This is a genomic window from Micromonospora sp. NPDC000207 (assembly GCF_040300925.1).
In the GTDB taxonomy this organism is placed as follows: Bacteria; Actinomycetota; Actinomycetes; order Mycobacteriales; family Micromonosporaceae; genus Micromonospora.
The window spans coordinates 56,070-68,920 of sequence record NZ_JBEPEQ010000012.1; the positions used below are offsets into that span (position 1 = coordinate 56,070).

10 protein-coding genes are annotated in these 12,851 nt (G+C 70.6%); 5 read left to right on the forward strand and 5 right to left on the reverse strand.

Translation table 11 applies throughout. From position 1 onward, the window contains the following. Positions 1-174: 174 nt before the first annotated feature. From ABT336_RS05410 to ilvD, 3 genes are all read right to left on the reverse strand, one after another. A complete protein-coding gene (locus ABT336_RS05410) occupies positions 175-570 on the reverse strand; it encodes a hypothetical protein (protein WP_350895271.1) in 396 nt (131 codons plus the stop codon). 25 nt (positions 571-595) lie between these two features. After that, positions 596-1,306 carry an AAA family ATPase gene (locus tag ABT336_RS05415; RefSeq protein ID WP_350895272.1) on the reverse strand — a complete coding sequence of 237 codons (711 nt, stop codon included), beginning with the start codon at positions 1,304-1,306 and terminating at the stop codon, positions 596-598. A gap of 158 nt (positions 1,307-1,464) precedes the next feature. After that, positions 1,465-3,312, reverse strand: coding sequence for a dihydroxy-acid dehydratase (ilvD, locus tag ABT336_RS05420; RefSeq protein ID WP_350895273.1), 1,848 nt, complete (start codon positions 3,310-3,312; stop codon positions 1,465-1,467). 110 nt (positions 3,313-3,422) lie between these two features. Between ilvD and ABT336_RS05425 the strand changes: the two genes are divergently transcribed. From ABT336_RS05425 to serA, 5 genes are all read left to right on the forward strand, one after another. Next, positions 3,423-5,816: a putative bifunctional diguanylate cyclase/phosphodiesterase gene (locus tag ABT336_RS05425; protein WP_502891111.1), complete on the forward strand. Its 2,394-nt coding sequence runs from the start codon at positions 3,423-3,425 to the stop codon at positions 5,814-5,816. 188 nt (positions 5,817-6,004) lie between these two features. Next, complete coding sequence (locus tag ABT336_RS05430; RefSeq protein ID WP_350895275.1) at positions 6,005-7,885, forward strand: acetolactate synthase large subunit; 1,881 nt, start codon at positions 6,005-6,007, stop codon at positions 7,883-7,885. Positions 7,886-8,005: 120 nt separating this feature from the next. After that, complete coding sequence (gene ilvN, locus ABT336_RS05435) at positions 8,006-8,521, forward strand: acetolactate synthase small subunit (RefSeq protein ID WP_350895276.1); 516 nt, start codon at positions 8,006-8,008, stop codon at positions 8,519-8,521. Positions 8,522-8,668: 147 nt separating this feature from the next. Continuing rightward, the gene (gene ilvC, locus ABT336_RS05440; protein WP_350895277.1) at positions 8,669-9,682 is read left to right on the forward strand and encodes a ketol-acid reductoisomerase; all 1,014 of its coding nucleotides are present in this window, start codon (positions 8,669-8,671) and stop codon (positions 9,680-9,682) included. A 335-nt stretch (positions 9,683-10,017) separates the two neighbouring features. Further along, positions 10,018-11,616: a phosphoglycerate dehydrogenase gene (serA, locus tag ABT336_RS05445; RefSeq protein ID WP_350895278.1), complete on the forward strand. Its 1,599-nt coding sequence runs from the start codon at positions 10,018-10,020 to the stop codon at positions 11,614-11,616. Positions 11,617-11,732: 116 nt separating this feature from the next. Here the strand turns inward: serA and ABT336_RS05450 are convergent, their stop codons facing one another. Together ABT336_RS05450 and ABT336_RS05455 are read right to left on the reverse strand one after the other, a co-directional pair. After that, positions 11,733-12,089, reverse strand: coding sequence for a hypothetical protein (locus ABT336_RS05450; protein ID WP_350895279.1), 357 nt, complete (start codon positions 12,087-12,089; stop codon positions 11,733-11,735). A 333-nt stretch (positions 12,090-12,422) separates the two neighbouring features. Next, the coding region (locus tag ABT336_RS05455; RefSeq protein ID WP_350895280.1) for an FAD:protein FMN transferase at positions 12,423-12,851 on the reverse strand (429 nt) is incomplete at its 5' end.

Here is a 12,851-nt window from a genome sequence, read left to right on the forward strand (position 1 = left end):
GGGCGGCGGTCGAGGTCCGCTCTGCGGCCGTGAGCGTCCCGCGCCTGCGGGACGCGGTAGCCGTGGCGGGGCGGGTGACATCCGAACTGCCTCCTGTGGAGCTGCCCCGTCCATGGGACCGCATCCAGGCATGTCCCGGCTCCGACGCCGAAGCCAGGCTGGCCTTGTCGGCGGTCACCGGGGGTCGCGCAGCTCCTCGACCAGTCGCCAGATGGCCGTCGAGGGGTTGGCGTCAGGTGGTTCACCGAGCGCTCGGGCGTACGCGGTGGCGGTGTCGACCCCGTCCCGAAAGCCGGCGAAGGCGAGCTTGGTCTTGTCCCAGCCCTCGACAAGCCTGCGGAGGTGGTCGCGTGCCCTCTTGGCGTTCTCCAGATACCGGGTGCAGTTCTCGTGGTGCAGGATCAGCCAGATCTCGTCCCGGTGCAGGATCTCCTCGGTGTCGATGCTGCCGAGGAGAGCAGCGTCGTGACTCGTGAAGATGGCAAGCCCAAGAAGCTGTTGGGTACCTGTCGACTCCTCCGCCAGCTCGAACAGCACATCACCTACTGGCCCCTGATGGGCGAACTTCAACCGCTTCCTTCGGGCGTTCTCCCTGTTACGTGCGTTTCTCGACATTCCCCCCTTTCCGTCCCTGCTGGGATTGCTCGTCCCGAACCGAAACGCCGCTTCTTCGGTCACCGTGGTCGTTACCTCGACAACGTCGACGATCCCGACATCGGCTGCCCGCAGCAGTTCGATCAGGGTGTTTCTGCTCGCCCCCGCTCTCCGGCCAGCCGGATCCGTTCAGGGGGACTCGATTGACGGAGTGTGGTTGATGACGACTGGACATCTTCTGAAACCACCGGTACGTGTCCCGTAGGGGCTCCGGTCCTGCTTCGTCAGGCCCGGCTTGGCGGTTGTCGAAGCGGGAGACGGTGCTGAGGAAGAGCGCCGTCGGGGCGGTGACCTCGGCGATCCGTTCCAGCATGGTTCGTTGGCTGGACTCCTCGCCCCACGCGTAGGAATCGCCGGTGCGTTCGAAAACCCGACGCTTTCGCCTGAGCGGATAGTGACAGAGCCACTCGTTCAGTACGCCGTCGTTGTCGAGGGTGAAACCGTAGGTGTGCCGCACACCCTCCAAGTCGATGTCGACGACATAGTGAGAGGAAGCGTCGAGAGAGTCGGGGGTCATTCGGTACGGCTCGCGAGGCACCCCGAGGCCCGGCTCGACCTCACGGTCGGAAAAGATCACGAGGCGGCGCATGAAGGCGAGGGCGTGCAGGCAGTTGGACTTGCCGGAGGCGTTGGCCCCGAAGGTGCCCACCACCCGGCCCGCCCGGGCGTCCTCGTCGTCGCGGTAGGCGCACTGAGGTGGATGGGTGGTCGTGCGGAGGGCATGTATCGCGTCGGCGGCCGGAGGGTGATGGCTGAAAGGAGGGGCCCCTTCTTAACCGTAGGCGTTAAGAAGGGGCCCCTCCTTTCAGCTCACTCGGGGACGCGGCGGTAGGCGCCGTCGCTGGCGGAGGTGGCCATCGAGGCGTACGCCCGCAGGGCTGCGGTGACCGGGCGGACCCGGTCGAGGGGGGTGTACGGCTTGTCGCGCTTCTCCTGGGCGATCCGGCGGGCCTCCAGCACGTCGGCCGGGACGTTCAGCTCGATGGACCGGTTCGGGATGTCGATGACGATCTCGTCGCCCGGCTCGACCAGGGCGATCAGTCCACCGGAGGCGGCCTCGGGGGAGGCGTGCCCGATGGAGAGCCCGGAGGTGCCGCCGGAGAACCGGCCGTCGGTGAGCAGGGCGCAGGAGCGGCCCAGTCCTCGGCCCTTGAGGAACGAGGTGGGGTAGAGCATCTCCTGCATGCCGGGGCCGCCCTTGGGGCCCTCGTACCTGATGACCACGACGTCCCCGGCGACGATCTCCTTGGCGAGGATGGCGGTGACCGCGTCGTCCTGCGACTCGTACACCTTGGCCGGACCCTGGAAGGTGAGGCACTCCTCGGGCACCCCGGCGGTCTTGACGACGCACCCTTCGGGGGCGAGGTTGCCGTGCAGGATGGCCAGCCCACCGTCGGCGGTGTACGCGTGCTCGGCGGAGCGGATGCAGCCGTCGGCGGCGTCGGTGTCCAGCGACGACCAGCGGTTGGTGGTGGAGAAGGGCTCGGTGGTGCGGACCCCGCCGGGGGCGGCGTGGAACAGCTCCTTCGCCTGCTCGGTGGCCTTGCCGCCGCGCACGTCCCAGTCGTCCAGCCAGCCCTGGAGGGTGGGGGAGTGCACCGAGTGGACGTCCCGGTGGAGCAGCCCGGCCCGGTTCAGCTCGCCCAGGATGGCGGGGATGCCGCCGGCCCGGTGGACGTCCTCCATGTGGTAGTTCGGCGAGTTGGGGGCGACCTTGGCCAGGCAGGGGACCCGGCGGGAGACGGCGTCGATGTCGGCGACGTCGAAGTCCAGTTCCGCCTCGCGGGCGGCGGCGAGCAGGTGCAGGATCGTGTTCGTCGACCCGCCCATCGCCACGTCGAGGGCGACGGCGTTGTCGAAGGCCGACCGGTCGGCGATCGTACGGGGCAGCACTGTGGCGTCGTCGGCGTCGTACCACCGCTTGGCGATCTCCACGACGGTCCGGCCGGCCTCGACGAACAGCGACTTGCGGGCGGCGTGGGTGGCCAGTGTCGACCCGTTGCCCGGGAGGGCCAGCCCGATCGCCTCGGTGAGGCAGTTCATCGAGTTGGCGGTGAACATGCCGGAGCAGGAGCCGCAGGTGGGGCAGGCGGAGCGCTCGATCTCGCCGAGCTGGTCCTCGGTGACGGCCTCGTTGGAGGAGGCGATCATGGCGTCGATCAGGTCGATCTTGGAGTGCACGATCCCCTCGATCGCCACCGTCTTGCCGGCCTCCATCGGGCCGCCGGAGACGAAGACCGTGGGGATGTTCAGCCGCAGGGCGGCCAGCAGCATCCCCGGGGTGATCTTGTCGCAGTTCGAGATGCAGACCAGGGCGTCCGCGCAGTGCGCGTTGACCATGTACTCGACCGCGTCGGCGATCAGCTCCCGGCTGGGCAGGGAGTAGAGCATCCCGGCGTGCCCCATGGCGATGCCGTCGTCCACCGCGATGGTGTTGAACTCCCGCCCCACCCCGCCGGCCTCGGCCACCGCGTCGGCGACCAGACCGCCCATGTCCTTGAGGTGGACATGGCCGGGGACGAACTGGGTGAAACTGTTGGCGATGGCGACGATCGGCTTACCGAAGTCGTCGTCGGTCATCCCGGTGGCCCGCCAGAGGGCCCGGGCGCCCGCCATCGTCCGACCGTGCGTGGAGGTCCTCGACCGCAGCTCAGGCATGACTCCAGTCTGTCACCGTCGACGGCGTACAACCCGGGTGTGTGCGCTGTGTCCCAACAGATGCACACCCGGTACCCCGCCGCAGGGACGCATCGGGCAGAGTTGTGCGCGTGCCTTTCCCCTCTGGCGTCGCCGTCGCGGCGTTGAGCGGGCTCGTCGCCGCCACCGCCACCGTCCTGCTGATCGTCGCCGTCCGGCCCCGGTCCGGTCGCTGCCGTGTCGGTCAGCTCCTGCTGGTGCTGGCAGCGGTGACCGCGACGGCCGGCCTGGTGGTGGGGTCGACCGTCGGGGTCGGTGATCTCGACCACTCCGGGCCGGTCCCGGGCGGGCGGGGCGTCCTGGTGTGGCTGGTGGCCGCCGGCACCGTGTCGAGCGGCCTGATCTTCTGTCTGTGGCTGCTCCGACTGCCCGGGACCAGGACCTTCGACGCCGCCGCCGGTCGGCTGGCGTTGGACGGTCTGATCGTCGCCACCGCCGTCTGGTTCGTCGGGTGGGTGCTCTTCTCCGAGCCGACCCGGCTGCTGGGGGCGGCCACCCCGGCCGCCGGTCCGGCGATCCTCCTGGCCACCGTGAGCACGGCACTGACCGTGGGGCTGGGCCTGATCGTGGTCCTCCGGGCGACGCCACGGTCCCGGTTGGCGGTCTTCGCGGCCGGGGTCACCGGTGTCACCGTCGGCGGGCTCGGCATCTGCGCCGGGGTGGCCCAGGGCGGTGGCCTGCCGGTGCTGCTGGGGGGCGTCCTGCTCGCCGTGGGGCTGCTGGTGGTGGCAGTGGTGGCGACCCGCCCGGAGGTGCCCGGTCAGGTGGACGTCGACCGGATCGGTCGGGACAGCGGGTACGCGGTGGTCCCGATGGTCGCCATGGCGACCTCGGCGATGTACCACCTTCTCCAGGACGGGCGGTTCGACGCCCTCGGCATCGTGGCCGGCAGCGTGGAGGGGTTCGCGCTGGTGGCCCGGCAGTACCTCACCCTGCACGACCTGCGCGGGTACGCCGGGCTGCTGGCCGAGCGGGAGCAGCACTTCCGGGAGTTGGCGCACACCGACGCGCTCACCGGGCTGGCCAACCGGCGGGGGTTGCTGGGGGAGTTGTCCTCGTGTGCCCGGGCCGGGACCCCGCACGTGTTGATCAGCCTGGACCTGGACGGGTTCAAGATCGTCAACGACATGCGCGGGCACGACGTGGGGGATGCGGTCTTGGCCGAGGTGGGTCGACGACTGCGGGCCAACGTGCGCCCCGAGGACGTGACGGCCCGGCTCGGCGGGGACGAGTTCGCGGTGTTGATCCACGGCGGGCCGGAGGTGGCCACCCCGATCGCCCAGCGGCTGCTGGACGTGCTCGGTGAGCCGTACGAGCAGCCGGGCGGGCTGGTCTTCCTGTCGGTCAGCATCGGCGTGGCCGGCCAGGGTGACCAGGGTCCCGAGGCGACCGCCCCGACCGACATGCAGTTGCTGCTGCGCCACGCCGACCTGGCCCTGCGCTACGCCAAGCAGCGCGGCAAGAACCGGATCGAACGCTACGACGTCGCCTACGACCAGTTGCTGCGTCGGCGGACCACTGTCGAGCACGAACTGCGGGGGGCGATCGGGCGGGGCGAGCTGAGTCTGGCGTTCCAGCCGGTGGCCTCGCTGCCGTCGGTACGCCCGGTCGGCGCCGAGGCGCTGCTGCGGTGGCGCCATCCGGAGCTGGGCAGGGTCGGGCCGGACGAGTTCATTCCGTTGGCCGAGGAGTCCGGGATGATCGCCAGCCTGGGGGCCTGGGTGCTGGACCAGGCGTGTGGGCAGCTGTCCCGCTGGCTGGCCGACGGTCACGACGTCTGGGTGTCGGTGAACGTCTCGCCCCGGGAACTGCACGCCCCGGAGTACGTCAGGCAGGTCGCCGAGGCGCTGCGCGCCCACCGGGTACCGCCGCAGCGGCTGGTCCTGGAGGTCACCGAACACGCTGTCGCCACCGACCTGGACGAGCTGATCCGACGACTGACCGCCCTGCGCCGGACCGGCGTACGGATCGCCCTCGACGACTTCGGCGCGGGGTACTCCTCCCTGGGCCAGCTGCGTCGGCTCCCGATCGACATCCTCAAGATCGACCACAGTCTGGTGGCGGAGCACGAGCCGGTACGTCCGGTGGACCGGGACGGGCCGGCCTTCGCCCCGATGGTGGACATCGTGATGCGCCTCGGTCACCAGCTCGGGCTGGAGGTGATCGCCGAGGGGGTGACGAATCGCACGGAGTTGGCCGCCGTGGTCGCCGCCGGGTGCCGGTTCGGTCAGGGCGCTCTGTTCGGCTGGGGCGTCCCGGCCGAGCACCTGGAGGCGATGTTGGACGCGGCGACGAGCCCGGGGGCCCGGCCGTCGTCGGCCGGTCCGCTCCCGCAGCGGTCCGGTGATACCGACCCTGAACAGCCCATACGTCCCGTGGGCGGCGCGTCGGAGGGCGGCACGCCGAGATCCGTTAACCAACATGTGGGATCAGTTGACTCATCGCGTGAGATGCGTCAGGCTTAGCCCCATGTCGTCTAACCGGTCGCTGCGAGTACTTATCTGAGCGCACTCTCCCTACCTGAGAGTGCGCTGGCCCCGTGCATCTGCACGAGGGCTTTTTTGTTGCCGTCGAAACGTCAATCGAAACGGGCCCCGCCCGTGCTGCACTACCAAGACCAGTGCCTCCACTCCAGCCGAAGGCCAGAACCGTCATGACGAGACCCACGCCCGAGACCCTCGCGAACTCCGCCCGCCGGGCCCGTGCGGCCACCGAGCCGGCGAGCGACGTCGACCACACCTCCACCACCCGTGGCGCCGCTGTCCAGGCCGCCGTCGCGACCCCCGAGCCGGCCGTACTCTCCGGTGCCGGTTCGCTGGTGCGGTCCCTGGAGGCGCTCGGCGTCGACGTCGTCTTCGGTATCCCGGGTGGGGCCATCCTGCCGGCGTACGACCCGCTCTACGACTCCACGGTGCGGCACATCCTGGTTCGGCACGAGCAGGGTGCCGGTCACGCCGCCACCGGCTACGCCCAGGCCACCGGACGGGTCGGTGTGTGCATCGCCACCTCCGGCCCGGGTGCGACGAACCTGGTCACCCCGATCGCCGACGCGTACATGGACTCGGTGCCGATCGTCGCGATCACCGGTCAGGTGGCGCGGCCGGCGATCGGCACGGACGCCTTCCAGGAGGCGGACATCCAGGGGATCACCCTGCCGATCACCAAGCACAACTTCCTGGTGCAGACCCCCGAGGAGATCCCGCAGGTCCTCGCCGAGGCGTTCCACCTGGCCGCCTCCGGCCGTCCCGGCCCGGTCCTGGTCGACATCCCCAAGGACGTCCTCCAGGCGCAGACCAGTTTCACCTGGCCGCCCACGCTCGACCTGCCCGGGTACCGCCCGACCCTGCACCCGCACGGCAAGCAGATCCGGGAGGCGGCCCGGCTGATGAGCAACGCCCGCCGCCCCGTCCTGTACGTCGGCGGCGGTGTCCTCAAGGCCGGTGCCACCGAGGGGCTGCGCAAGCTCGCCGAGCTGACCGGGATCCCGGTGGTCACCACCCTGATGGCGCTGGGTGCGTTCCCCGACTCGCATCCGCAGCACCTGGGGATGCCCGGCATGCACGGCACGGTGGCCGCGGTCTACGGGCTCCAGAAGGCCGACCTGATCGTCGCCCTGGGGGCCCGGTTCGACGACCGGGTCACCGGGAAGCTCGACTCGTTCGCCCCGGACGCCACTGTGGTGCACGCCGACATCGACCCGGCGGAGATCGGCAAGAACCGCCACGCCGACGTGCCGATCGTGGGTGACGCCCGACACGTGATCGACGAGCTGATCGCGGCCGTCACCGTCGAGCGGGCCGCCGACCGGGTGGTCGACCACGCCGACTGGTGGGCGCAGCTCGACGACCTGCGCAAGCGCTACGCGCTGGGGTACGAGGAGCCGGCCGACGGGACCCTCTCCCCGCAGTACGTCATCAAGCGGCTGGGCGAGATCGCCGGCCCGGACACGATCTTCGTGGCGGGTGTCGGCCAGCACCAGATGTGGGCCTCGCAGTTCATCTCCTACGAGAAGCCGTACACCTGGTTGAACTCCGGCGGTGCCGGCACGATGGGCTACGCGGTCCCGGCGGCGATGGGCGCCAAGGTCGGCAAGCCGGACACGGTGGTCTGGGGGGTGGACGGCGACGGCTGCTTCCAGATGACCAACCAGGAGCTGGCCACCTGTGCCCTGGAGGGCATCCCGATCAAGATCGCCCTGATCAACAACGGTAATCTCGGGATGGTCAGGCAGTGGCAGACCCTGTTCTACGGGGAGCGCTACTCCAACACCGAGCTGGGCACCCACAAGCACCGGATCCCCGACTTCGTGAAGCTCGCCGAGGCGCTGGGCTGCGTCGGGCTGCGCTGCGAGAACGCCGAGGACGTGGACGCCACCATCGAGGCCGCGATGGCGATCAACGACGCCCCCGTCGTGGTGGACTTCGTGGTCGGCAAGGACGCCATGGTGTGGCCGATGGTCCCCGCCGGTACCAGCAACGACGAGATCATGTTCGCTCGGGGCGTCCGCCCCGCCTTCGACGAGGACGACGTCTAGTCATGACCGATTGCACCGAGCGCAGCGAGGGCCATGAGGGCCTGACGGAGGTGGCGCGGTCATGACCGGTTGCACCGAGCGCAGCGAGGGCCATGAGGGCGTGACGAGAGAGGCACTGCGATGACCTTGCACACACTGTCGGTGCTCGTGGAGAACAAGCCGGGTGTCCTGGCCCGGGTCTCCGGGCTGTTCTCCCGGCGGGGGTTCAACATCAGCAGCCTCGCCGTCGGAGAGACGGAGAACCCGCACGTCTCCCGGATCACCATCGTCGTCAACGCCGAGCGTTCGCCGCTGGAGCAGGTCACCAAGCAGCTCAACAAGCTCGTCAACGTACTCAAGATCGTCGAGCTGGACGCCCAGGTCTCCGTCGCCCGGGAGTTGCTCCTGGTCAAGGTGCGGGCGGACCGAGCGGCCCGGGCGCAGGTGTTGGAGACGGTGAACCTGTTCCGGGCCCGGGTGGTCGACGTGGCACCCGACACTCTCACAGTCGAGGCGACCGGCACCCCGGACAAGCTCGACGCGCTCCTGCGCGACCTGGAGCCCTTCGGTATCAAGGAGATGGTCCAGTCGGGCCTGGTCGCCATCGGGCGGGGGTCGCGGTCGATCACCGCCGGCCCGACCCTGCGGGCCGCCTGACCGCACACCCGGCCCGAACCCGCTGGTTCGGGCCACCGGACGGCCCGACCTGTGGGCCGTCACCAAGACATCGGTCCGGCTCCACTGCCGACTGAGCCACACAGTCCACGACGGGCCGACCGGGCCGCCGTACGAAAGGGAAGTTCCATGAGCGTTGAGGTGTTCTACGACGACGACGCCGACCTCGGCCTGATCCAGGCCAAGAAGGTCGCCGTGATCGGGTACGGCAGCCAGGGCCACGCCCACGCGCTGTCGCTGCGCGACTCCGGGGTCGACGTGGTCATCGGTCTGCCGGCCGGGTCGAAGAGCCGGCCCAAGGCCGAGGAGCAGGGTCTGCGGGTGCTGACCCCGGCGGAGGCGGCGGCCGAGGCCGACGTGATCATGATCCTGGCTCCGGACACCGCCCAGCGGTCCCTGTACACCGAGGCGATCGCCCCGAACCTGGCGCCGGGCAAGGCCATCTTCTTCGGTCACGGGTTCAACATCCGGTACGACCTGATCAAGCCCCCGGCCGACGTGGACGTCGCGATGGTGGCCCCGAAGGGCCCGGGTCACCTGGTCCGTCGGCAGTACGTCGACGGCAAGGGCGTGCCCTGTCTGGTCGCCGTCGAGCAGGACGCCAGCGGCACCGCGTTCCAGCTCGCGCTCTCCTACGCCAAGGGGATCGGCGGCACCCGGGCCGGTGCGATCAAGACCACCTTCACCGAGGAGACCGAGACCGACCTCTTCGGGGAGCAGGCGGTCCTCTGCGGCGGTGCGGCGGCGCTGGTGCAGACCGGCTTCGAGGTGCTGACCGAGGCCGGGTACGCCCCGGAGATCGCCTACTTCGAGTGCCTGCACGAGCTGAAGCTGATCGTCGACCTGATGTACGAGGGCGGTATCGCCCGGATGCGCTACAGCGTCTCCGACACCGCCGAGTACGGTGACCTGTCCCGTGGGCCGCGCGTCATCGACTCCCGGGTCAAGGAGGAGATGCGCAAGATCCTCTCCGAGGTCCAGTCGGGCGAGTTCGCCCGCGAGTGGGTCGCCGAGGACGAGGCGGGCCGGCCCAACTTCGCCAAGTGGCGGGCCGAGGGCGCGGTCCACCCGATCGAGGAGACCGGCCAGAAGCTGCGCAACATGATGAGCTGGGTGGACCGGCCGATCACCGAGACGGCCTGATCACAGTCGTCACCGCAACGGTCCGCCGACACCCCTTCCCGGGGCGTCGGCGGACCGTCCGCGTCTCACCGAGGGTGTGCAGAGGCAGGGGATCTGCGTCACGCAACCGCATCCGACAGGTGCTGAGCAGACCGCGATCGGCGCAGGTGACACCGGGGTCGGCAGGGGCCTGTGAGGGCACTCACGCCGGTCGTCGGGGCGAGCCGCGCAGCTTGAGCCCTACGATCGGGCCTAGGTGCGCAAGCGGCACCACGGCCAATGGGTCGGTCGGCGCAGGACGCATCGCAGCGTCGGCGTAGCACATCACACCACGCATCCGACATCTACGAGGACCGATGACTCCTGTCGTACTGATCGCCGAAGAACTCGCTCCCGCCGCCATCGAGGTGCTCGCGCACGACTTCGACGTCCGTCACGTCGACGGCACCGACCGTCCTGCGCTGCTCTCCGCGCTCGCCGAGGCGGACGCTGTGATCGTCCGCAGCGCCACCCAGATCGACGCCGAGGCGATCGCCGCCGCCCCGAGGCTGAAGGTGGTCGCCCGGGCGGGCGTCGGTCTGGACAACGTCGAGGTGCCGGCGGCCACCGCCCGGGGCGTGATGGTCGTCAACGCCCCCACCTCGAACATCGTCTCCGCCGCGGAGCAGGCCGTCGCGCTGCTGCTCGCCGTGGCCCGCAACACCGCCAGCGCCAGCGCCGCGCTGAAGGCGGGGGAGTGGAAGCGGTCCAAGTACACCGGCGTGGAGATCCAGGGCAAGACCGTTGGTGTCGTCGGTCTCGGTCGTATCGGTGTGCTCTTCGCGCAGCGGATCGCCGCCTTCGGCACCCGGCTGATCGCGTACGACCCCTACATCCAGCCGGCCCGCGCGGCTCAGCTCGGGGTGCGCCTGGTGGGCCTGGAGGAGCTGCTGCGGGAGAGCGACTTCATCTCGATCCACCTGCCCAAGACCCCGGAGACCGTCGGGCTGATCGGTGAGAAGGAACTCGCCGTCGTCAAGCCCGGGGTGCGGATCGTCAACGCCGCCCGGGGCGGCCTCGTCGACGAGCAGGCCCTGGCCGACGCGATCGCCGAGGGCCGGGTCGCCGGTGCCGGCGTCGACGTCTACTCCAAGGAGCCCTGCACCTCCTCGCCGCTGTTCGCCTTCGACAACGTGGTCGCCACCCCGCACCTGGGCGCCTCCACCGCCGAGGCGCAGGACAAGGCCGGTCTCGCGGTGGCCAGGAGCGTCAAGCTCGCGCTCCAGGGCGAGTTCGTGCCGGACGCGGTGAACGTCCAGGCCGGTGGGGTCGTCGCCGAGGACGTCCGGCCGCTGCTGCCGCTGGCCGAGAAGCTCGGTCGGGCCTTCACCGCCGTCGCCGGTGTGGTCGCCGCGAGCGTCACCGTCGAGGTACGCGGTGAGATCGTCGACCACGACGTCTCGGTGCTCAAGCTCGCGGCCACCAAGGGGCTGTTCAGCTCGGTGGTCGAGGAGCAGGTGACCTACGTCAACGCGCCGCACCTGGCCGCCGAGCGGGGCGTCGAGGTGACCCTGACCACGCAGGTCGAGACCCTGGAGCACCCCAACCTGGTCACCGTCCGGGGCGCGCTGCCCGACGGTCGTACGGTGAGCGTCTCCGGCACCGTGGCGCACACCGGCACCCGGGACGTGCTCAAGCTGACCGAGGTGGACGGCTTCGACGTGGAGATCGGTGCGGAGGGCATCCTGCTCTTCCTGCGCTACGCCGACCGGCCGGGCGTGGTCGGCACCGTCGGCTCCCTGCTCGGCGAGGCCGGCGTCAACATCGCCGCCATGCAGGTGGCCCGTCGGGAGGCCGGTGGTGAGACGCTGATGACCCTCACCGTCGACCAGGCGCTCGGCGCCGACCTGCTGACCTCGGCGGCCGACTCGATCGGCGCGACCTCGGCGAGCGCGGCGGACCTGCGCGACGAGTGATCATCGACAGTGGGGGCCCGGTCGCGACGCGACCGGGCCCCCACTGTCGTTCGGGGACGGACCCCCGCGGGAGGCCCGTGGTGGAGAGGGTTCCCCTGTCCACCCGGCCATCCGGTTCAGCGGCCTACGTGGCTGGGCGGCGGGTAGACCGAACCGTCCTGGACGTCGAAGAGCATCAACCGGTGCTCCCCGGCGAGCCGCTCGATGTCGAGTAGCACCTGGTCCGCGCAGGTCGGGACCAGGTTCATCTCCACGTGGTCGCTGGCGGCGTGCAGCGGGGCCACCTCCCACGGCGTACCCGGCCCGGCGGGGCGGTCGGGGTAGATGGCGGTGACCGCCCGGTAGAACGCCACCACCCGTGGATCGGGGTAACGGTCCACATGCTGTCCCTGCCGGCACCGTTGTACCGCCGTCCGCACGTCGGCGGGGGTCGCCCCGTCCCACAGTGCCCACACGCTCAGATCGAAACTCACGGCGGACAGCGTGCCATCCGTCGGTCACCACAGCGCAACGACCCCGCGTCGCATCCGACGACATCCTGTCTCGACGGTCCGGTGTGGAGATGCTTGCGTAGAGTTGCGTCGATTGGCTAGCGTTGGCCTGCGGCCACCGGCTGCACTCGTGACGTCGACCCGCCTTCGGGTGGCGTGGCTCGGCGTCCCGGTCGACCGGCCCGTACCCCTCGGCTGCGCGAACCACGCGCACTCGTCGCTGGCCGGCCCGCACGGTCGTTGCCGAGACCGTGCGGGCCGATCGGGGTGCGGCCCGCGAGGGCCGGAGGCCGTCGCCGGTCCTGCCCGGACCGGTCAGCCTCTACGGTGGGCGAACAGCGCCCGGTAGGGCGAATCCCCACGGAACCAGGCCAGGCCGGCGGGGCCGGCGGCGTAGAGCGCTGTGGCGTACGCGTCCGCGACGGCCAGGTCGGGGCCGACGACCGTGGCCGCGACGAGCTGGTCGGCCGGTTCACCGGTGTGCGGGTCCACCACGTGTCCCTGCCGTCCGGTCACCCCCGAGGTCCCCACCGCGCCCGAGGTCAGCTCCAGCACCAGGGGAGGTCGCCGGGGGTCGGTGGGGTGGTGCACTGCCACCCGCCACGGTCCGCCGTGTTCGGCGGTGCCGCGTACCACCAGGTCCGCCCCGGTGAGCACGGCGTAGTCGTCGATCCCGGCGGCCCGCAGCCGGGCGGCGGCCCGCTCCACCGCCCAGCCGCCGAGCAGACCGCCCGGGTCGAAACC